Raw genomic sequence first — 21,929 nt, 5'->3', positions numbered from 1 at the left:
ATATACTAACGGTACAATCAGGTTGTGTTATAATTGTAAATATGAGGATATCGAACATCTAAAGGAGTAAATGCGGTGAATAAGAAAAAAAGACATGTTATAGATAAAGCACATGAATTATTTATTGAACAAGGCTACCATGCCACATCAATTCAAGATATTTTAAACAATAGCGGTATTTCGAAAGGATCTTTTTATAATTATTTTTCTTCCAAAAGTGAATTGTTTAAGGCTGTGTTCAATCTTATCCAAGAAAACATGCAAATGGAAAGAGACAAGCTACTTATCGGGGAAGATATAAAAGATATGAATATATTCAAAGAGCAAATCGGCTTAATGGCGGAATTTAATAAAAAAAATAGATTAAATCAGTTAATAGAAGATGTACTTGTGTCAAATGATCCCGAGCTTATTAAGTTCATCAAGCACTCTAGATTTTTGTTTTTGCATTGGGTATACGAACGTTTTTTAGATATTTTTTCTCCAGATAAGAAAATCTATTTAATAGATTGTGCCGTTATTTTTACCGGAATCATTCAAAATATTCTGCTTACAAATCGTGTCTTGAAGGGAAAAATTTCAGTCGAGCAAATTGTCAATTACTCTATGGACCGCATCATTACAATGCTAGAGGATATTAGTGCGAAAGGGGTTCACCTATTCGCATCCGAAAATATTAATACATTATTACATCAATCAGATTATAATGACTTTTTTAACAATGAATTTTCAATTGCAACGTTGAACTTGAAAAAAGTAATTGAGAAGACACTTGAGGCGCAAGAGCAGAAGATGGCAACCTATTTAAATTTGTTGTATTTTATCCAAGAAGAGATTATGAATAAAAAAGAGCCAAGAAAGTTCTTAATCGAAAGTGCCATATCCACGTTAAAGAATAGCGAGGAGTTAAATAACTTAAAAGAATATATGGAGTATGAGCAAACTTTAGCAAATATGAAATATTATCCGATTTCGTAACATTGTTTTAAAACTATCAAAGAGCTATCCCATAATTCGGCAATTTACGACTTGTAGGATAGCTCTTTTTCATGGTAAATAAAGTGAAATTATATTAAGATAATCGATTAATCAATAAGAAGAGAATCCGAGCAATCCTTTTACTAGGTGTTTTTATAAGAAAAGTTTTCAAATTCTATACATTAAGGTGCTAAATAGAAATTACCTTATGTTGTGAATTGACCTAATTACATTAGTCATTTATAATACCTAGTAAACAGGTTTGAATAGTTAAATATCGAAAAAGGGGAGCAGGATAATATGACTGAATCTTTTTCAATTCTTTGCGATCAAGTACGTCTTTCTGGAGTACTTCATCTCCCGGATGGAATTCAAAATAAAAAAGTACCGCTTATTGTTCTATTACATGGGTTTGTTGGGAGCAAGGTAGGAGAACACCGCTTATTTGTGAAGGCTGCACGGAATTTTTCAGAAAAAGGCTATGCGGTTTTTCGTTTTGATTTTAGTGGGTGTGGAGAGAGTGATGGAGATTATGCAGATGTCACAGTTACCAAACAGTTAAAAGAGGTACAAGTCGTACTTGACTATGTTTCGAATTTGAAAGAAGTGGATGCAAATAATATTATTTTGATCGGTCATAGTCTAGGAGGAGCAGTTGCTTCTTTAACGGCAGCTGGGAATCAGCAAATTCGTAAGCTAATCTTGTGGTCTCCGGTTGCAAAACCATATGAAGATATTGTAGCTATTGTGGGGGACACAGCTTTACAAACTGCGAGAATATTAGGTCTTTTTGATTATAACGGTTTTTACGTGAGCCAGCATTTTTTGGACGATTTGAAAAGTCATCATCCACTAGAAGCGATTCGTTCTTACGAAGGACAGCTACTGGTTATTCATGCAGCGGAAGATGAAGATGTTCCAAAAGAGAACGCTGTTTACTATACGGAATCTCTGAAACGAGGAAGTACGGTAAATATCCGTTATATTAAAGAAGCTAATCATACATTTGCTAGCTATTCTTTTGAAGAGAAATTGTTTGAGGAAACGATTAGGTGGCTTGAAAAAAGCGAAGTGCATTCTGGGGAAGTAGCGTTATAAATAGTTTAGATTAAATTTGCCATTGTACAATTTTCCGGTGAGCAATAAAATAGATTTCTAATTTACCCATGTGCTAGAATAGAAAATGTTAGGTTACTAAAGGTAACCGTAGCAAGATTATAGTTTTGGAGGAAAGAATTCAATGAATATTTTAGTAGTAAAAGCAAATAACCGTCCAGCGACGGAAGCAATATCAAGCAAAATGTATGAAACATTTATGGAAACAGTAAAAGACGCAAAAGACCTGAATGTAACAACTTTTGACGTGTTTGCAGAAGATATGCCATACTTTGGACAAGATTTGTTCAATGCATTTGGAAAAACACAAAACGGGGAAGAGTTATCAGATGTAGAGCAACGCCTACTAGCGGCTAAACAAAAAGCAATGGATGCTTTATCCGCAGCAGACGTAGTTGTTTTTGCATTCCCATTATGGAACCTAACAATTCCAGCAAAATTACAAACATTCGTAGACTATACGTACCAAGCAGGATATGCGTTTAAATATACTCCAGAGGGTCAAATGGTTAGCCTGATGACAGAGAAAAAAGCAATTCTATTAAGTGCACGTGGAGGAGTTTACTCTACACCTGAGTCAGCACCAATGGAAATGGCAGCTACTTATATGCGTAATGTATTTGGCGGCGTATTTGGAATGTCTGTAGAAGAAGTAATCATCGAAGGTCATAATGCAATGCCAGATAAGGCAGAACAAATTATTGCTGAAGGTCTTGAAAAAGTAACTGCAGTTGCAAAATCATTAACTGCAGAAACGGTTAACGCTTAATTAATAAGAATAGATTTATAAAATCCCACATTCTACCGGAAAGGCTGAATGTGGGATTTTTATATTCGTTAAAACTTTGGAAAAACATACGAGATTAAAAACCAAAGTATGCCGAAAAAGATAATTAGGTAAGCGGCATATTTTATAAATGTTGCGCCTACTAAACCCGAATCTGCTTTTTCTTCCCGACGCACTTCAACGCGTTTCTCTTCGTCCATTATTAATCACTCCCAGTCTATTTACTCTTATAATCTATTTACCCTTGTAACTTTGAGAGTAAACTTAAATAGGGGGAAATGGTTTGGAATTTCCAGTTAAACAAACGGATTATAAAAGCGCCCACCGTTGATGAACAGAAACATGATCATGCATACGACAAAAAGAGATGTAACGAAAATAGCTATAAAGTCTCTCAATCTAAATTCCTTGTAGCTATACCATGTTCGTTTTTTCAACTTTCCGAAGCTACGCAAGTCCATTGTATTACTAACAGTTTCAATACGATCCAGACTAGAAAAGATTAGCGGAAAGATAATGGAGCTTGCATTTTTAATGCGTTTTCCCAACTTTTCTTTTCGTGACATATCCACACCACGTGCTTGCTTCGAACGTGCAATCGTTTTAAAATCCCGTTGAATATCTGGAATATATCTTAGGGCAATCGATACCGAATAGGCTAGGCGATAGCTTACACCAACACGGTTTAAAGATGCGGCAAATTCACTCGGATGTGTCGTTACGAGGAAAAGCAGAGCCGGTGGGATGACCGCAAAATATTTCAGTGTAATATTAAATTGATAAAATAGTTGCTCTAATGTAATGGAATAACGCCCAATTGAACCAGTAATAGGATGAGAGGTCCCATAGATTACTGTTCCGTGTTGAGGTGCGAACAAATAAATGGCGATATTATTAAGCAATAAGAAAAACAAAATGAAAGCTAATACAAAGCTAATTTCTTTCAATTTTATTTTCGACACATAAAATAGGACAAAACTCACAAACAATATGCACAGTAAAAAACGAGTATCATACGTAAGCATCACAGCAGACGACCAGAGGAGAAAGCAAATTAACTTTGTTGCCCCTGTTAAACGATGAACGATCGAGTCCCGTTCAATATAACTCAACAGCTCATTGCTCATTAGTGCGTACCTCCCGATCGTATTGAATAAATTGTTCAACAAAACGTGAAGGTTCCAAAACGTTCAAGTGTTTTGCTAACTCGTATAAAGAAGACTCTTTTAAATTTGCTTCTTTAATAAGCTCCGGTTTTGATAAAATATGAGCTGGAGAATCGTCAGCTAGAATTTGTCCGCTAGATAATACAATTGCACGATCCGTATACTCCGTCATTAAATGCATATCATGCGTAATAAGAATAATAGACATGCCATTTTTAGTAAGTCCCTCTAAAAACATCATTAATTCTGTTGTATGTTTATAGTCTTGCCCGGCAGTTGGTTCATCCAATAACATGATCTCAGGCTGCATCACTAAGATGGTCGCTATCGATAATCGTTTTTTCTGTCCATAGCTAAGAGCTGAAATAGGCCAATTTCTAAATGGATACAATCCGCAAACTTTCAATGTATCTTCTACACGTGTTTTAATGTCTGAATCCGAAATATTTTTTAGAACAAGTCCAAATGCCACCTCTTCAAATACCATTTGCTTGGAAAACATATGATTGGGATTTTGTAGTACAAATCCTACTCGTTCCGCCCGTTCCTTAATGGAATCATTTTTTGCATCCGTGTTTCCAAAATAAATTGTTCCTTTATTTGGCTTTTCAAATCCACAAATAAGAGAGGAGAGGGTTGATTTACCCGCACCATTTGCCCCGACGAGGCTAATCATTTCCCCTTTATGTAGTTTAAATGAAACGTTTTTTATGATATTTTCCTTATTCGGGTAATGAAAACTAATATTTTCTAAAGATAATACAGTTTCTTCTTCATTTCCCCTTTGGATGGAAGAACGGTCAATTGCGTGCCAATTTGCTAACTTTTTCCCAAAGGCTTCTTCTACTAACTCTTCTACCTTAGTTAACGTCATATCTGGCGACAATTTGCAGCCTGCATACTTTAATGCCTTAATATAGAGTGGCTCGCGTATCCAGTTTTCGGTCAATAGGGAACCCGCAAGTACTTCATTTGGTGTAATGTCCGCGATGATTTGCCCGTGATTCATTAAAATAATACGATCTAACGACTGAGAGAGTACATCCTCCAATCGATGTTCTACAATAATGATCGTTTTATTCGACTCTTTTTGAAGCTTGTCGATGAGTACCATTGTCTCTTTCCCAGAAGCAGGATCTAGATTCGCGAGTGGTTCATCGAATAATACAACCTCGATATTATTAACAAGGACACCAGCTAGCGCAACACGTTGTTTTTGGCCACCAGACAATTCATGAATCCGTGCGTGCAAATGAGAGGACATATGGACAAGACTTGCTGCTTTTTGGACGTTTTCCTTCATATCTTTTAGCGTAACGGCATTATTTTCTAATGCGAAGGCAATATCTTCTGCAACTGTAAGCCCGATAAACTGTCCATCAGTATCTTGTAGAACAGTGCCGACCGTTTGAGAAATAGAAAAGAGGTCGAGTGTACGTGTTTCTTTTCCACCGATCTTAAGGCTACCTGAAATTTCGCCCTTATATGCAAAAGGAACAAGCCCGTTCAAACAATGAACGAGCGTGCTCTTTCCTGAACCTGAAGGGCCAACAATGCATACTTTTTCCCCTTCATGAATAGTTAAGTTTATATTATGGAGCGTAGGTTTCGACTGGCTATCATATTGAAAGCTAAAATCTTGAAACTCGATAACTGGCTTTTTCATGTAAATCTCCTAACTTACTTAATCCTCGTAACTTAAGCTTCCTTTTTTCGTTCTTGTTTTTGCGTAAGCGGTTAACAAAATGGTACCGAGTACAGCAACAGTTCCTATATTCCAAAGACCTGCGACGATGCCTTGTGTGAATACTTTATTCGCTGCCTCCGCGTAGATTAATACATCAAGTCCTGGTGCAATTATGACCCAAGCAATTACTTGAACAATTATTTGAACGACGTTAAACGTAATAATTTTTCGAAGGCCAAATTCTCCATCTTCGACAGAAAAGAGTTTGTAAAACAAACCAATACCAAGTCCAACAAAAGCCGAAGCAATTACCCAGCTCCACCAAACAGAGCCGTATGAAGTCAAATCATTCAATGCATGCCCGATTAATCCGACAAACAAACCTGCAATTGGTCCAAAAAGAATAGCAATAAGTGCTAAAAATGCATAAGCAGTTTGAATCGTCGTATTTGGGATCCCAGTAGGAATCGCTACAAATTTAGCTAAAATAAGAAACACTGCTGCACCAATACCGATTGCAACGATTGTTTTCGTTGAAAAAATAGACTTCTTCATTCATCATTCTCCCATACTTTTTATTTTTATATTATCAATTATTACAGATTAATTAAATACTACTGGAGAAGTTTTTCGAATATTTACCTCCCAGTTCATCCCAGTACCAATACCATTAGTTTCTGCAAAAGATTGTTGGTTGATGGCAATGGCAATATTGTCTAAAGAATTTACATATAAAAGGGGCTCACCAACCTTAGTAGCTGCAAACGAGCGACCGTATGTCAGTGTATTTTCATAAATTTTGTGTCCATTTGTGAATATTGACACTTGGAAAGACTCTCCGTAATCTGCGTTCAATTGTTTAAACTGTACTCGACTTATATTTGTCCATAGGTTTCCAAATGGACGATCGATAATGTCGACAATACCAGTAAGTTCTTCATTTTCAAACTTCGAATCTTTTAACGGAAATTCGGTAATGGATGACAAAGGAAGAGATGGTCCAACCTCTTCGAACTGAATAGAACCTGATGCAAGGCGAGCGCCTGTATAAGCATAAATATCACGACCGTGGAAAGTATGTGATTCGCCAGAGTTTGGAAGTCTATTTATCGTCTCATCAATCTCACGCACTTCTTTAATACCGATAAGTTTATTCACGTGGGTTAATGTTCCATTGTCAGGGGTTACGATGTATTGTCCCTTTACCGTTACAGCTACTACACTTTTCCGATCAGAACCAACACCTGGATCCACAATTGATACAAACACTGTTTGCTCAGGCCAGTAATTAATCGTTTGTAGTAACCGGTAAGAAGCTTCCCAAATATTATATTGTGGAATTTGATGGGTTAAGTCGAAAATAGGCAAGCCACGTTGCACAGAGTTTGCAACCCCATGCATTGCGCTTACAGCACCATCGCTAATTCCAAAATCTGATTGTAAAACTAATAATCCTTCTGTCATGTTAGACACGCTCCTATTGTATTATTTGTTTAAACTTGTGAATAAAGGGAATAACAAAAGCGTAAGCACCTATGTCTGCCCCGAGGGGTAGATTTTATAATTTCCTAGAGAATAAAAAAATCCCGTCCCCATCAATCGTATAGATTGAAAAGGACGAGATTAATACTCGTGTTACCACCTTTATTCGTCACTTATTCACATAAGTAACCTCAACAAGTACAGAATCCTTTTAAGATAGATTCTAGACTGTGGTATTGATAACGGGTACCAAATCCCGCTTACATCTCAAGCGCAAATCATTTGCGTGTTCAATGTAGAGCTCAGAGGCCATTGTTCAAACGGGGTATTTCTGCTTCTTTTCAGCTACCGAAGCTCTCTTGAAGAAATCTTACCATTTTACTTTTTCTCTTCATCGCTTTAACTTATAATAACGAATTTACACTCAATTCAAAAGATTGTCAAGTACTTTTATTTTATGTTTTCACCCGCTGCATAACTATTAATGCGGAACCTTGTGTCAAAAATGAAAGATTATTGTATTTCCATACGTAAATCACCAGTTTTAGCTAAACCTCTAGCTTTTAGCAAATGATAAACGGTAAGTGATATGATTGCTGGTAAAATGACACCTAATACAATATACATTAATAAAACAATTACACCTTGGTTTGCAAGAATATTTAACGGTGCGATAAAAGAATTAAGACCAAGTCCCGCTAATGTGTAGGGTACTTCAAAGTGGAACATTAATATCGCAATTGGTGCACAAATGACGGAAGATAGAAATGGCCCTATAACGAGAAGTGGGTTTTTAACGATATTTGGCACTTGTACTTTTGGTGTTAAAAATGACTGTGCAATATTTGCACCTAAATCATTTTGTTTTAAAGACATAGCTGTAAATCCAGCAAATTGAGCTGTACACCCGATAAGTGCAGCCGCACTCGAAACTGGATCAAGCTGTAAAGCAATGGCAATCGCTGCGGAAGATGCAGGAGACATAAGGAAAATACTCCAAACAAGTGCGATAGTTATTGACCCCATAACAGGAGAGCCTGAAACAGAGTTTGCGATAAATCTACTTAACTGTTCTAGAAGTGGGGTAGTAACTGCTGCTAATCCAACACCTGCAACTCCTCCGACAAGTATAGCGGCAAATGGAATAGCTAGCATATCTAACTTTGTCTTACCAGCAATGCGTTTTCCAACCCAGACGGCAATGATGGTAGCTAACACAGCACTTATCGGTTGTCCTGTAGTAAGAATCCAGGCTCCTTCTGCATTCATGTGAAGTGCATTTGCACCGATTGTACTAGAGGCCATCGCACTGAAAATAACTAAAGTATTTCCACCAAGTTGATAAGCAATACCAGCACCAATAGCAGGTGCTAACATTAGTTGTGCAGCTTTACCGATTGTTGTAAATCCTTCCCAACCAGTAAATGTTCCGAACGTTTCTATAAGAAGGCCAATACCTAATGTGACAAGAACTGCATTTGCAAGTCCTTGTGAGGCCTTATACATCCGTTCGATTATATATTGTTTCGTCGTTTGTTTCATTTCTAAATACCTCCAAATATATTGCATGAAATATATCGCGAATTTTCAAAAAATAAAAAGCCCTCTCTAGGATGAGCGTGTTTCGGATAATGCTAAGTCCTATTTGTCTCAAAAATGCATGATGATAGATACTCTAGGTGTATGTCCCTTTCTATTAGTAAATTGTTATAATATTAATATAATTTTTCTGACTAGTCAATAACTATTTTAGCATCCGAGCTTGCAGTGAGTTTGCAAAATCTACATTCCCACTAAACCAAATAATCCATTCGCTAAATAACCCTTTTTCATCACGAAACCTCCTATTTCATCTCTATTATTTTAGAGAAAAATAGAAATGAATACAATGTTCGCCCATTGTTCATACTAGTTCGTATACAAGTAATAGACGTTTGTGAATATTCCTCTTAATTTTGCTATTCCGAATAAGTGTTAGCATATTGATTATTTAAACGGTGAAGCGTAGTATTCTACATACCAATTTAGAAATAACTCTTGTATAAGATCAGAAATATGGGCTGATCGTTTCTACCTAGTAACCGTAAAAAACTAGACTACAGGAAGTATGATTAAATTTAGTATGAGGAACGGGCTAGACCGCACAGTTCTTTTTCTAAATCCTTTATTTTTCATTCTTTCTCTATTTTAGAAACGATGAAAAGTAAGGGATTTTTTTGTTGGTTGAAGTCATATAAAGGAGTTGCATTGATGTACTTTTTGCTTAATATTTTAGGCGTTTTTGTCGTGATGGGTGTCGTATTTTTATGTTCACCGAATAAGAAAGCGGTAAAATGGAAGCCGATTGTTTCTCTGATCATTGTTGAATTGCTCATTACATGGTTTATGTTAGGAACAACTATTGGTAGCTGGGTTATTAATAAAATTGCGACTTTCTTTACGTGGTTAATCGCATGTGCAAGCGAAGGTATCGCCTTTGTATTTCCAACTGTTATGGCAAATGAAACGGTTGACTTCTTCTTCAGTGCATTGCTTCCAATTATTTTTATCGTTACTTTTTTCGATATTTTATCTTATTTTGGGATTTTAACGTGGATTATTGATAAAGGTGGTTGGCTTATTTCCAAAGTATCCCGCCTTCCTAAATTGGAGAGCTTTTTCTCCATTCAAATGATGTTCCTAGGTAATACGGAGGCATTAGCTGTCATTCGTGATCAGTTATCTGTCCTTAAGGATAATCGACTACTTACCTTTGGAATAATGAGTATGAGTAGTATAAGTGGATCCATTCTTGGTGCTTATTTATCAATGGTTCCAGCAGAATATGTATTCAGTGCCATTCCGTTAAATTGTTTAAATGCACTGATTTTAGTTAGTATTTTAAATCCAGTCCATGTGACAAAAGAGGAAGACATCATTTATGTACCACCTAAATCGGAGAAAAAGGACTTTTTCTCGACTATTTCCAACAGCATGTTAGTCGGCATGAATATGGTTATCGTTATTTTAGCTATGGTCATTGGTTATGTAGCGCTCACAGCTGCTCTTAATGGGATCTTGGGTGTTTTTGTAAATGGTCTTACGATTCAAAAAATCTTTTCAATACTGTTTAGTCCGTTTGCTTTTTTACTTGGCTTGCCGCCACAAGATGCCATGTATGTAGCACAATTGATGGGCATTAAATTGGCTACGAACGAATTCGTAGCGATGATGGATTTAAAGAATCAATTAGATACTTTGCCTCCACATACGATTGCTGTTGCGACGACCTTCTTAACATCATTCGCCAATTTTAGTACAGTTGGTATGATTTACGGAACATATAATTCCGTTTTATCAGAAGGGAAGTCTGCGATTATTGGTAAAAATGTTTGGAAACTTCTTGTAAGTGGTATTGCTGTTTCATTGTTAAGCGCAATGATTGTAGGTTTATTTGTTTGGTAATAAAACGTAATAGAGGTGACTCGAGAATATTCGAGTTGCCTTTTTTGTTATTGGAGGAAATAAACAACTAGTAACGAATTAGATAAAAGAATTGTGGGGAAGTGAATAGATAGCATTACAAGTTAATAAAAGAAAGGGATGGACAGTAACTTATGACGGTCACTCAAAAAGTAATAGAAGCGATTGAACAATTACCAAAGCTTGAACGACCATACATTATCGGTATTGATGGATTAAGTGGTGCTGGTAAAACGACGATTACGGAAACCATTACACAAGAGCTTACTTCTGAAGGGCATCAAGTCTACTTGCTGTATAGAAAAACCTTTTAAGGGAGGCAATTTTAATGAAATGAAAAGGAGTGTTTAGAACTTGGACGATCGCTCCACAAAGTTGGACAACCTTATGTAAAACCTGGACAATCTCCTCGCGTAGATGGACAATCTAGCAAGAAAGTTGGACAATCTTATAGAACTTGGACAATCACTCCACAAAGATGGACAATCTTATATAAGACCTGGACAATCTTCTCAAATAGATGGACAATCTAGCACGAAAGTGAGCAACTGTGTGAAATCTGTATCTGGCGAATATCCATATTTCATATCCCACTACTTTATCGAAAGCTGGCGGGATTTTTAGATAGAAAAAAATAATACCTGACAAGAAATTAATCGGCAAATTATTATATGTAGGAATATGTAAGTGCATGAAGATAAAAGAACTGAAAAAGCTGCTAGCAGGCATCCACTATGTTACCCGGAACCACTATACAGAAAGCCACGATAGAAATTTCCCCATAACAGGGGAAATAATAGCCGCAGAGCCGCATATACAAATCTGATTAGTACTTTCCAGAAGCTCAAGATATTTTGAAGGCTTTCTGGCATCGCATTTTCCTTCTAGGAAATAGTAAAAGTAATTTTCAAAGTAAAATAAATTACTCTCAAAAGAAAAAAGTTGTTGCTTTTAAAAGTAAAATAAATTACTATTAAAAGTAACAAGGAGGGGAAATAATGGATGAAATTCGTTTGAATGTGGCCTTATTAAGAAGAAAAGTACCCAATCTTACGACTGCTGCAAAATCGATTGGGATTCGACCTGCTACGGTCTCAAATTTATGTACAGGGAAGATTGATTTGGGAAAAGCAGAAGTAAAGACGCTTGTTGGGTTGGCGACGCTTGCAAACTGTACAGTGGATGAATTAATCATACGAGGGGAGAAATTGAATATGATTGAAACGCAAATTAAAACGTTGGATTTCTTTGCACCATTAGTAAAAGGGGGTACTACTGGCTTAGTTGCTCGACCAGGAATGGGGCAACTTGTCATTCTTGCTGAGCTGATGCATCGCTTTAAAGAAAGTGATTATACAACTGTTTTTTTATTGCCAACTACAGAGCATAGTGAGTTAGATGGTACAACAGAGTTAGCAGACTTTGTTACGGTCTCCATTGATGAAACATTTTCGAAATTAGCAGAGTTACAAGGGAATATTATTTTTATTACGGATAAGAGTTATATAGTATCTGGAGAGCTTTTAGATTTACAAGAAAAATTAGTAACAGAAAGTATTCATAACATCACGACAATATTATTAGACCTTTCTGGCGAAGTGGTTGATGAAGATATGCCTTATGGTCCTTTGGAAACTGTTTGGCAATTGGATACAGATCTTGCAACACGTCATCTTTATCCAGCTATCCACCCAATCTATTCAACATCCTCTATTATTGAAGGTGTAGATTTAGATGAACGTCATTTCAACGTAAGACAACGTGCGCAGAAGCTTCTTCGCCGCTATCGCGAATTACGCTCTATTGTTACTGTTCATGGGATTAATAAAATTCCAGAGACAGAATTGGGAACATACAAAAGAGGAGAGCGTTTAGAAGCCTATTTTACACAACCATTCTTTGTGGCAGAACCATTCACTGGCCAAGAGGGAAGAGCAGTTTCTATGTCTCAAACACTTATGGATGTAGAATCTATTTTAGACGGAAAAATGGATCATTTGTCTGTTGAAGAGCTAAAATACAAAGGAAGTCTAGAATAATAAGTAAAAGTGAGAGGAATAAATTTTTCTCTCACTTTTTTATTTTTGAAATACAGGTTAAGTATAACTCGCTGGGGGAAACTACAAGAAAAATTATGATAAATGAGGCAGATCCACCTGGAGGTATATCATCGGTACAAGTGAAATTGTGCAGGATGATTATGTTTATGGTGGAGATGCTATAGAAGTAGGGTTAGTTTGTACCAAAATGGGATGGACTTATTCACATACTATCAACAATTGAAAGGGGAGTGATCTTCATGGAAAATAAGCATGCAAAGTTAACAGTTGTCGGGACAGACATTGAGGAAGTGAAGAGGCTTAATGCCAATTCAGGTATGACTTATAACGAACTAAATGAGTGGTTTGCTGAAAAATTAAAACGCGAAGGCATGAAAGGCGTTAACGGTACTGTGTTCGACCAAAAGAAACGCTGAGAGGAGTAGTGGGCAATAATTGCATATCAAAACCTTATTAATGAAGTTTGTCATGATAACGGTGGTGTTATGGATTATTTTAGGGTTCTTTTATCGTATAAACTTCACAGATATACTTATCACGAGCGGAGTATTGACTGTTGTAGGGGTTATTGGTGACATGTTTGTTTTACCGCAAATTGGAAATATCTTGGGGGCGATCGTTGATTTTTTCCTTGCACTGGTCGTAGTATGTCTGTTAGGTGCCAATATATTTGATAAACCGATTGCATTAGCAACTGCTTCATTTATATCTGCTTTAGCAATAATGATGGGCGAATTATTTTTGCATCAATATATGGATAGCCATATTTTTGTACTGCAAAAAAAAACAGGAAATTATCAGCGCACAGATTTACAAACTGAGTTTGCGGAAGAAATGGATATAGATAAAGTAGGAAACGAAAGAAAAAGAGGAGTAAGCGAAGAGAAAAAAACTTTACTTAAAAAAGAATAATCTTCTCTCAATAGACCATTCTAATATGGTCAAGGAGGTGAGTAACTGTGGGAAACAATAATAACCGCAATAACAACAAAAACCAAAACAATCCAAACAATGATTTAGAGTTCGGAGAAGATTTCAACTTTGAAAATTTAAATAATCCACAACGTAACGAAAAAAATAAAAACAACAACCAAAATAACCGCAATAGCAATCGTAATAACCAAAACAACCAAAATAATATTAAATAATTTAAAAAAGCAGTCCCACCTATGGTAAATATTAGGTAGGGCTGCTTTTTGTTTATAGCCAGAGTCTTAGTGGTATAGAGAACTAACTATAAGTATATGGGGGTCATCTATACGGTGGAAATGAAAAATATTCAACATTTAGACATCACGGATGCTTTCATGAATTATTTATTCCCCTTTTCATTTCGTGAGAAGGAGCGGGCGGAACTAATGGTACATTTGAAAAAACATCATTTTCGTTTTTTCGATTTAGACAATGATGAGCTTCAAGGTCTTTATTACGGGGAAGGCATTCAAATAAACCATGAAGAATTAGATCAATTTTTTTTGCCGTTTGTTGAAGATAAGCTATTTCCAGATTCTGTGAACAAAAGAGGTTTTCTGCGGTATTCCAAAGAAATAAAGAAATCATTTACTTTAGAAGGAAATGAAAATAAATTTGATTTTAACATAAATAGTGTGGATATTATATTATGCCCTTTTGGTATTGGGCTTATAACGGTTCGAACAGAAATGACAAAAGAACAGGAAAGTTTAACGAATGTGTTAGACTTTATGAGTCATTTTCGTGTTTTAGAGCCTAAACTGGAAGAAGAAAAAGGTACAAACATTCATCATCTAGATAAAACATTTACTACAACGAGCGAGCTTATTGTAGATTACTTATGTCCTTTTTTAAAACCATTTATAATAGAAAATAAAAAGATGGAAGGGTATTATGGAAGTTTACCTTTTTTTGAAGATGAACGCATGCTTTCATCTGCATTTTTAATAGCTAATGGGGGTCAAGCTATCACGAATGATCAATTATTTCGAATGGGACAATTAGATGGAAAAGATTCTGAGGGGAACGACTTTATATCCAGTACTAATCCAGCATATATCAAACGCTATTTAGAAAAGCGGGTACACGACAGATGGGCACCGAATACATATACGATTACTTCTATGCATACACAAACTACTATTTCGGTAAAAGGCATAGAAACATTAAAGAAAGATATAGCTAAGTTTATGAGTATTCATTATTATAATTTGTTGCTCCATTTTTATTATAAAATTATGTTATTGCGATTGTCTTTTGAACATAGTGAGGTGAGTTGGGCTAAAGACAAACAATATGTGGAAGAGTTAATCGAACTTATTTCTAAATTTGACTCGCGTTACTATTTTGAAGAAGTTTCGGTTCGTACGGAAGGAAAAGAGTTTACTAATATGTTGCGTGAAGTGTTTTATTTAAAGCCGCTTTTTGCAGAAGTAAAACGAACAGTGGATGATTTATATCGTGCGCAAGAAAAACAAGCAGCTAAGCGTCATAATATGCTGTTGTATATTTTAACTGTATATACGGTCGTCTCCGGGATTTATGGGATGAATTTAGTAATAGAAGATTGGGAAGGAGAAATTAATTGGTCCAAAGTGTTCAACTATTCCTTCTTTGAGTGGGTTACGCTCGTTACTGCGTTGACAGGGATAACATTATCGACCACTTTACTTGTATCTGCAGGAGGAAAAGGAGTTTGGAATCGATATCAAAAATGGAAGCGGCATCACATTAAGTAACTTCTGTTTCCTATTCTTGCCCGTATACAGTATATTTAAATGTGTAAAAAGTATATAAATAACGAAAGTTAAAAGAACGGGGTAAAGAAGTGAAAGAAGGAAATGCTTCAAAGTCTATTGTATTACCATTAATCATTTCCATAGTTGCGATATCGTTTGCCGCAATTTTTGTGAAATGGTCTACTGCACCTGCAACTATTTTAAGTATGTATCGGATGATCTTGGCAAGCTTATTATTAGTTCCAGTTGTTTGGTTTAAAAGAGAAGAGTTTCAAAAGATAGCAAAAAAAGAATGGTTTTTATTATTTTTTGCTGGTTTATTTTTAGCGCTTCATTTTGCGCTTTGGTTTGGTTCATTGAAGTTAACAACGGTTGCAAGTTCGACAATTATCCTAGCATTGCAACCAATAGTTGCATTAATAGGCGGAGTATTTTTGTATAAAGAAAGAACGACAACTGCAGCTTTGACGACGATGGGAATTGCTGTTATAGGAGCTGTAATGGTCGGCTGGGGTGATTTTGGTTTAAGTAGGAATGCTATAATTGGGGATATTCTTTCCTTTTTGAGTGTTATTGCCGTTGTTGGATACTTGTTAATCGGACAAAATGCAGTGAAAAAAGTGTCTCATTGGATTTATAGTTTTTGTGTTTTTGGGTTTGCAGCGATTGCTTTAATTGTTTATAACTTCATAACAAATGTAGAGATGGGTGGATATGATGCGAAAGAATGGGGAATCTTTGTTTTACTTGCAATCGTACCAACCATTTCTCATGTGATTAATAACTGGTTGTTAAACTATGTAAATGCCACCACGATCTCGATGAGTATTTTAGGGGAGCCTGTAGGAGCAACTATACTTGCGGCTATCTTTTTAGGTGAGCGTCTTGTTGGTTGGCAAATTGTTGGTGGATTGCTTGTTTTGCTTGGCGTATTCATGTTTCTAACGCAGCAAATGAGCCGATATAAAAAATCTAGAGATAGTTGAGTTAAACAGACGAAAACATGAATAGCAAAAAAGAGGCTTCTTTCGAGTGGATTATTAACTACTCAAAAAAAGCCTCTTTTATTAGTTTAAAAAGCCGCCTTCTATTAATAAGTCTTTTATTTCCTGTTTGGTCATTAGGGCTGACTTCCTATATGCAAAAAATAAAAAGATGATCTCGTTTGTGTTTCGAGACCATCTACAAATATTCTAATTAGGTACTAACTTTTCCTCGTAAGCAGGAAATTATAGATGTGCTACAAACTTTATCCAAAGTGGACATCGATATACAGTCATTGGAAAATAGGAAAGAAAAATTAGATGTCACTACACCATCATTATTATTGCAAACAGGATGGTCACCGCTTATTCCATTTGAAAAATCTATGGAAGACATATTAAATTATCAAAGGGAAAACCTCCTTTAGAATTCACTATCTAAAGGAGGTTCTATTTGTGTTATGGTTAAAGAAAAAGGAGAACTGAACATGTACAAATTTACATATGCACAACCAATTTCCCTTGAAACAACACCAATTACTTATGCATATAATGAAGAAAGCATCGCTACCTTTAAGTTTCAAAGGCATTATTCTAATACCATCAAAAAAATGGTAGACAAGCTAATGGATTATCGTTATTTTTTACAATACGACGTATACAATCTGGAAGACCAACTCGTGTTTTCATGCAAAAAGATTACGAGAAAAGGCAGGGTTTATTATGAAGCCTACGACTATTTGCATAAGGAAAAATATATGGTGTCTTACGATAAATGGAAAGAACTGATCCCAGATTTAATCATTAAAAGCGGTAACATGCAAATCAACATACAGAAAGAAATGGAAGGCTGGTCACGATTTATATGGAAAGACAAAGAAATTGCAAGGTGGAAAGCAGATGTAGAAGGGGAATTTTTAATCCAGCTGGAAATAGCTGAAGATTCACCAATTCAACATGCCGCATTTTTTATTGGTATCAGCCAGTGCGTATTGTTTATTGGAGGTTAACAATACAATAGGAGAAAGACGGTTGAGACATGAGACATTTAGATAAAAAAATACTAATTCCTATAGGAACAGTCCTTATATTCATGATTTATGCAACTTATATTACGATGCAATCGCCACTTATTGGTTTTGGTGTTAAAAATGATAACGGCAATTGGATAGTAAATCAAATATATGACAACGGATGGGCGTATAACCAAGATATTGAAATTGGCGATGTTTTACAGAAGATAGATGGTGAGAAACCGGAACAGAACAATCAAATTTTGAAACAACAGATTGTTAGAACAGCAAAAAGTTTGACTTTTTTAGGTGAAAACGGTGAACAGAAGAACTTCTCTGTTTCTTTTGCATCCGTGCCAAGTCAGCTTTTCTCGCATTTACTCTTTCCACTTCTATATTTAGTATTAACTGTATATGTTGCCATCTATATATACCGAAAACAAAAGGAAGAACTTTCTGCGTTTATATTAATCCAGTTTTTATTATGTATTGCCTTAGCTTATGGGAGCGCAGGTGCTTCGAGTCGTGCAGATATAGTAGCTCGTATAGTCAATGGGGTAACGCTTGTAGGATGTCTTGTTCTTTATATCCAGTTTTTAAAAGTTTTTTTGGAAAAGTTTCAAGTTACGTTCATCAGTCGATCAACCCTTCGAAAATTATTTTGCCTTCCATTATTCATTTTTGTGGCAAATATAATTACTCTATTAGTTCCATCATTCATTACTATTGGAACGATGTTAGAGTTAGGTATATTTAGCTTCTTACTTATATTTATTCTGGCTTTATTTATCAAAAACTACTCTAAATATAAAGAACAACCTGGTAGCCAAGCAGTTAAGCTTCTTATATTTATCTTTATTTTAGCTTTTAGTCCATTTACTTTTTTGTATGCAATTCCGGCAGTACTTTTTTCTAAATCAATTGTGAATGCTGAATTAGCTGTTATGTTTTTAGTTTTCATTCCTATTAGCTTTATTTATTTGCAAGTCGCTGAAAGGCTGTTCGATATTGACTATATTTTGAGCCGGTTTAAGTATTATACTGTACTCGCTTTTCCATTCTCGCTCATCATTTGCGGAATCATTGGTTTATCCTTAGGAAAAAGCATACCGCTGGAAGAAGTTATCTTTATATTTATCATGCTTTTTGTCGGTAGCATTCTCTTTTTGTACGTGAAAGAACGGATAGATTATAAAAATAGAAAGTATATGTTTTCAACTAAAGGCAATTTACAAACGAATATGTATACTTTTTTCCAAAAAACAAAAGACGAAAACAAAGCACAAATGGTTGTTGATCGGATCTTAAAAGAGATGGAAAACACGTTGAACGTACAAAGCGCAACTTTTGTAGAAATACAGCAACAAGAGTCGACGAAGGCTTGGAAAGTTCACTATTTATCATCAGACACTTTTATAAATCTAACGGAATTGGAAGAAGTGGAATGGGAGTATGAATCGGTAGGAGAAATTTTCACTTTTTCAAGAGGTTTTGCTGTAGTCGTGGGTAGTGACATTGGGATTAAAAAACTTATTATATGTGATGAGAAAAAGTCAGGAACAAAGTTGAAAAGTGATGAGAAAATTTGGATTGAGATGATGGCTTACTATGCAAATGTTGTCGTGGAAAATATGAAACTAATAGAAGGATTAGTCGAACAAATTGACAAACTAAAATTGCAAGAAACCGATGAGTATCCGAAATGGATGTCCAAATTATTATTTGCACTTTCAGAAAAAGAGCGGGCAAATTTATCCAATGATTTGCATGATTCTATATTACAAGAGCAATTGCAGCTGTTAAGAGAAATGGATAGTATTGATAAAATGGTTAACGATCAAGTGATAAAAGATAAATTGAACGAGATGAAAGAACAGATGCTAGATAATGTGCATCTCATTAGGGAAACATGTATGGAACTTCGACCTCCATTACTAAGTGAACAAGGGCTAAGGGAATCTTTACATAGGTTGATCCGGCAAACAAAATTGCGTTGTAACTTTCTTCTTTATGTATCAATAGGTGAGAATATTCATCAGAGCAAGGATGAAGAGCTTATCTTCTATCGCATTTTTCAAGAGTTACTTACTAATGCAATGAAACACTCAAACGCAAAAGAAGTAAGTATCGACTTTTATCAAATCGATCAGACAATCATATTAAAGTATAAAGACGATGGGGTAGGGTTTGACCTCACAAATGAAGGTTATTCATTTAGCTCTATGGGACTAGTAGGGATAAAAGAACGAATTAGAAGTATCGATGGTCGTATAGAAATAACTTCATCTAAAGGCCAAGGAACGAAAGTCAGAATTGAAGTGGGAACGGAGATGTTGTGAAATGTTTGAAGTGCTAATTGTGGACGATCATCCGTCAGTTAGTGAAGGGACCAAGGTTATTATTAACCAACAAAAGGATATGAATGTTACTGTACTGACAAATAGTCTAGAGGTTATGGAACACTTGGAGCGAACGACTTACGATGTATATTTAATCGATTTATATATGCCGGAACTCAATGGTTTAGAACTGATGAAAATGATTAGAGAAAAAGAGCCAGAGTCAATCATTTTAATTTATACCGGTTTTGACATAGATACACATTACAATTTGTTAATAGAAGCTAATGTTTCCGGTTTTTTAAGTAAAACGGCAACAGGGGATCAAATTATTACAGCTATTCGATGTGCGTTAAGAGAAGAGGTCGTTCTCCCACTATGCTTACTCCGTCAACTGAAAAGAATCGAAGTCCCAAACGCTGCAATCGATAAAGAAGCCCCTTTAGTGAATATTCGTTTAACAGAAAAAGAACAAGCTATTTTAAGGGAAATAGAAAAAGGTTATACGAATAAGATCATAGCTAGAAACTTAATTATGAGTCAGCGTACCGTGGAGCATAATTTAACAAAAATCTTCACCAAACTAGGTGTAGAATCAAGAATGGAAGCTGTTTTGAAAGCACATGAGCACCAACTATTACCGATGGATTAAAAGCAATAAATCATAACCAAATAGTAAGGAGGTGCACGTGATGAACGGAGCAGCAATGTTCAAAATGACCCTATCGATGGCGATTTTCGGTTCAATCGGTTTTTTTACAGGGAAGACTGGTATACCAGCGGTAGAATTAGTTTTCGTACGATGTATTTGCGCAACGCTTTTCTTGGGACTTTGTTGGTTCATCTCTGGCCAACATAAAGCGGAAACTTGGAAGAAACGTGAAGTCATTCAAACGCTCATCTGCGGTATTTTTCTCGTGTTAAACTGGGTGTTTTTATTTAAAGCATTTGAGGAGATGTCGATTACAGTCGCCATTTCTATATATAATTTAGCACCTATATTCGTTTTAATATTAGGCAGTTTATTCTTAAAAGAGAAGATGACAATTATATCCTTACTAGCAATTATCATTTGTTTTCTTGGAAGTATATTTATTATCGGTATTGAAAATTTCAATTCATTAACGGATTTTATGGGCTCAGGTTTTGTATGGGCTTTGTTGTCAGCGTTGTGCTATGCGATGACGATGTTACTTGGAAAAGGAATTAATGAACTAAGTGCTTATGCTATGACATTTTTGCAAACGATGATTGGAATTGCCCTCCTATTTCCATTTATGAACTTTGCTGAGTTTTACGGGTTAAATGGTTCGAATTGGCTGTACATATTAGGAACAGGCTTGATACACACGGGGTTTGTTTATTACTTATTTTTTGATAGTCTTCGCAAATTATCGACAGTTGTCATATCTGCATTAGTTTTTGTTGATCCAGTCGTTGCTATTCTACTCGATACGCTTATTTTAGATTTCCGTCCTTCGACTTTACAATCGATTGGTATTCTATTTATTTTTGGGGGCATTATTTATACCTTGATCAAACAACAGACAAATCCAAAAATGGAAGTTTGAAAACAAGGGTGAAAAGGAATAATGGTTATACAACGAGAAATAGAGGAGGAAAACGAGTGGAAAAACTAACGCTAAAAGAACAAGTATTACTTGCCTATTATATTTATAATTTTTTAGAAGACAATGAACAAGCAATTATGGAATTAGAGCATGTCTTGCAGGATAGCCTACAAGAAAATTATGCAAAAGCTGTGGAAGAGCTTGAACATGAAGGGTTAGTTAATAGTGAAAAAGAGGATGATAAAGAACGCATAACGAATGAAGGGGTGCTGTATATAGATAATATCCTACACATTCAGTCGGAATCAACGGATGGTAATAAATTAGCGCATGTGAAAGATAGCCTTCTGATCTATGAAATATCATTTACAGTAGAAAAGTTGAAAGAATATATCTATAAGCATTTAGGCATTACGGATGAGCATAACTAAGGAGTAACGGGAAACGTTTGACTATGAGGTTTAGTCAAACGTTTTTTACTTTTTTAGAAAATTATTCGATCTACTGCGTATAGATTTTATATTAAGCATAGTATAGAGATAATGCGTCTTAGCAAGTTGAATAAAGTGTCCAC

Annotated in this window: 23 protein-coding genes, 1 riboswitch and 1 other annotated feature; of the genes, 17 read left to right on the top strand and 6 right to left on the bottom strand. The window is 35.5% G+C overall.

The window, feature by feature from the left end; translation table 11 throughout:
- The first annotated feature begins 75 nt into the window (after positions 1 to 75).
- The 3 genes from ACIQYS_RS03070 to ACIQYS_RS03060 all read left to right on the top strand — a co-directional run bounded on the left by ACIQYS_RS03070 (position 76) and on the right by ACIQYS_RS03060 (position 2,863).
- Positions 76 to 978, top strand: coding sequence for a TetR/AcrR family transcriptional regulator (locus ACIQYS_RS03070; protein WP_402974711.1), 903 nt, complete (start codon positions 76 to 78; stop codon positions 976 to 978).
- A gap of 300 nt (positions 979 to 1,278) precedes the next feature.
- Positions 1,279 to 2,076, top strand: coding sequence for an alpha/beta hydrolase family protein (locus ACIQYS_RS03065; protein WP_402974708.1), 798 nt, complete (start codon positions 1,279 to 1,281; stop codon positions 2,074 to 2,076).
- Between the two features lie 142 nt (positions 2,077 to 2,218).
- Entirely contained in the window at positions 2,219 to 2,863 is a 645-nt protein-coding gene (locus ACIQYS_RS03060; protein WP_402974705.1) for an FMN-dependent NADH-azoreductase, read from the top strand.
- Positions 2,864 to 2,931: 68 nt separating this feature from the next.
- Here ACIQYS_RS03060 and ACIQYS_RS03055 read toward each other — a convergent pair whose 3' ends face one another.
- The 6 genes from ACIQYS_RS03055 to ACIQYS_RS03030 all read right to left on the bottom strand — a co-directional run bounded on the left by ACIQYS_RS03055 (position 2,932) and on the right by ACIQYS_RS03030 (position 8,758).
- Positions 2,932 to 3,081 (bottom strand): hypothetical protein, encoded by a 150-nt coding sequence (locus tag ACIQYS_RS03055; RefSeq protein ID WP_177184459.1) that lies wholly within the window; start codon positions 3,079 to 3,081, stop codon positions 2,932 to 2,934.
- A 96-nt stretch (positions 3,082 to 3,177) separates the two neighbouring features.
- The gene (locus ACIQYS_RS03050) at positions 3,178 to 4,008 is read right to left on the bottom strand and encodes an energy-coupling factor transporter transmembrane component T family protein (protein ID WP_402974701.1); all 831 of its coding nucleotides are present in this window, start codon (positions 4,006 to 4,008) and stop codon (positions 3,178 to 3,180) included.
- Positions 3,998 to 5,713: an ABC transporter ATP-binding protein gene (locus tag ACIQYS_RS03045; protein WP_402974698.1), complete on the bottom strand. Its 1,716-nt coding sequence runs from the start codon at positions 5,711 to 5,713 to the stop codon at positions 3,998 to 4,000. The genes ACIQYS_RS03050 and ACIQYS_RS03045 overlap by 11 nt, the downstream gene beginning before the upstream one ends.
- A gap of 18 nt (positions 5,714 to 5,731) precedes the next feature.
- Positions 5,732 to 6,289 (bottom strand): ECF-type riboflavin transporter substrate-binding protein, encoded by a 558-nt coding sequence (locus ACIQYS_RS03040; protein WP_402974695.1) that lies wholly within the window; start codon positions 6,287 to 6,289, stop codon positions 5,732 to 5,734.
- 48 nt (positions 6,290 to 6,337) lie between these two features.
- Complete coding sequence (locus ACIQYS_RS03035) at positions 6,338 to 7,198, bottom strand: SAM hydrolase/SAM-dependent halogenase family protein (protein WP_402974692.1); 861 nt, start codon at positions 7,196 to 7,198, stop codon at positions 6,338 to 6,340.
- A gap of 146 nt (positions 7,199 to 7,344) precedes the next feature.
- Positions 7,345 to 7,620: a binding site (T-box leader), on the bottom strand.
- Between the two features lie 109 nt (positions 7,621 to 7,729).
- Positions 7,730 to 8,758, bottom strand: coding sequence for a PTS sugar transporter subunit IIC (locus ACIQYS_RS03030; RefSeq protein WP_402974689.1), 1,029 nt, complete (start codon positions 8,756 to 8,758; stop codon positions 7,730 to 7,732).
- Positions 8,759 to 9,233: 475 nt separating this feature from the next.
- Positions 9,234 to 9,335: riboswitch (purine riboswitch) on the top strand.
- 131 nt (positions 9,336 to 9,466) lie between these two features.
- On the opposite strand from ACIQYS_RS03030, the gene ACIQYS_RS03025 reads away from it, so the two are divergent.
- The 14 genes from ACIQYS_RS03025 (at position 9,467) to ACIQYS_RS02960 (ending at position 21,786) form a co-directional block, all read left to right on the top strand.
- Positions 9,467 to 10,660 (top strand): nucleoside transporter C-terminal domain-containing protein, encoded by a 1,194-nt coding sequence (locus ACIQYS_RS03025; RefSeq protein WP_402974683.1) that lies wholly within the window; start codon positions 9,467 to 9,469, stop codon positions 10,658 to 10,660.
- A gap of 152 nt (positions 10,661 to 10,812) precedes the next feature.
- Entirely contained in the window at positions 10,813 to 10,992 is a 180-nt protein-coding gene (locus ACIQYS_RS03020; RefSeq protein WP_402974677.1) for an adenylyl-sulfate kinase, read from the top strand.
- A 684-nt stretch (positions 10,993 to 11,676) separates the two neighbouring features.
- Positions 11,677 to 12,717, top strand: a complete 1,041-nt coding sequence (locus ACIQYS_RS03015; RefSeq protein ID WP_402974674.1) for an ATP synthase beta subunit C-terminal domain-containing protein — start codon at positions 11,677 to 11,679, stop codon at positions 12,715 to 12,717.
- A gap of 260 nt (positions 12,718 to 12,977) precedes the next feature.
- Positions 12,978 to 13,154 carry a hypothetical protein gene (locus ACIQYS_RS03010; protein WP_402974898.1) on the top strand — a complete coding sequence of 59 codons (177 nt, stop codon included), beginning with the start codon at positions 12,978 to 12,980 and terminating at the stop codon, positions 13,152 to 13,154.
- Positions 13,155 to 13,173: 19 nt separating this feature from the next.
- The gene (locus tag ACIQYS_RS03005; protein ID WP_402974671.1) at positions 13,174 to 13,650 is read left to right on the top strand and encodes a YndM family protein; all 477 of its coding nucleotides are present in this window, start codon (positions 13,174 to 13,176) and stop codon (positions 13,648 to 13,650) included.
- 47 nt (positions 13,651 to 13,697) lie between these two features.
- Positions 13,698 to 13,886: a hypothetical protein gene (locus ACIQYS_RS03000; protein ID WP_402974668.1), complete on the top strand. Its 189-nt coding sequence runs from the start codon at positions 13,698 to 13,700 to the stop codon at positions 13,884 to 13,886.
- A 120-nt stretch (positions 13,887 to 14,006) separates the two neighbouring features.
- Positions 14,007 to 15,449: a magnesium transporter CorA family protein gene (locus ACIQYS_RS02995; protein WP_402974879.1), complete on the top strand. Its 1,443-nt coding sequence runs from the start codon at positions 14,007 to 14,009 to the stop codon at positions 15,447 to 15,449.
- Between the two features lie 89 nt (positions 15,450 to 15,538).
- Positions 15,539 to 16,435, top strand: coding sequence for a DMT family transporter (locus ACIQYS_RS02990; RefSeq protein ID WP_402974665.1), 897 nt, complete (start codon positions 15,539 to 15,541; stop codon positions 16,433 to 16,435).
- A gap of 251 nt (positions 16,436 to 16,686) precedes the next feature.
- A complete protein-coding gene (locus tag ACIQYS_RS02985; RefSeq protein WP_402974662.1) occupies positions 16,687 to 16,860 on the top strand; it encodes a hypothetical protein in 174 nt (57 codons plus the stop codon).
- 60 nt (positions 16,861 to 16,920) lie between these two features.
- A complete protein-coding gene (locus ACIQYS_RS02980) occupies positions 16,921 to 17,442 on the top strand; it encodes a tubby C-terminal domain-like protein (RefSeq protein WP_402974659.1) in 522 nt (173 codons plus the stop codon).
- A gap of 29 nt (positions 17,443 to 17,471) precedes the next feature.
- A complete protein-coding gene (locus ACIQYS_RS02975) occupies positions 17,472 to 19,784 on the top strand; it encodes a sensor histidine kinase (protein WP_402974656.1) in 2,313 nt (770 codons plus the stop codon).
- Between the two features lies 1 nt (position 19,785).
- The gene (locus tag ACIQYS_RS02970; RefSeq protein WP_402974653.1) at positions 19,786 to 20,436 is read left to right on the top strand and encodes a response regulator transcription factor; all 651 of its coding nucleotides are present in this window, start codon (positions 19,786 to 19,788) and stop codon (positions 20,434 to 20,436) included.
- Positions 20,437 to 20,476: 40 nt separating this feature from the next.
- Positions 20,477 to 21,355: a DMT family transporter gene (locus ACIQYS_RS02965; RefSeq protein WP_402974650.1), complete on the top strand. Its 879-nt coding sequence runs from the start codon at positions 20,477 to 20,479 to the stop codon at positions 21,353 to 21,355.
- Between the two features lie 56 nt (positions 21,356 to 21,411).
- Positions 21,412 to 21,786 carry a hypothetical protein gene (locus ACIQYS_RS02960; protein ID WP_402974647.1) on the top strand — a complete coding sequence of 125 codons (375 nt, stop codon included), beginning with the start codon at positions 21,412 to 21,414 and terminating at the stop codon, positions 21,784 to 21,786.
- The last annotated feature ends 143 nt before the right edge of the window (positions 21,787 to 21,929 follow it).

This window comes from Psychrobacillus sp. NPDC096426 (assembly GCF_044762745.1).
Taxonomy (GTDB): domain Bacteria; phylum Bacillota; class Bacilli; order Bacillales_A; family Planococcaceae; genus Psychrobacillus.
The sequence above is the reverse complement of the archived record's forward strand: the minus strand, read 5'-3'. Positions and strand labels throughout refer to the sequence as shown.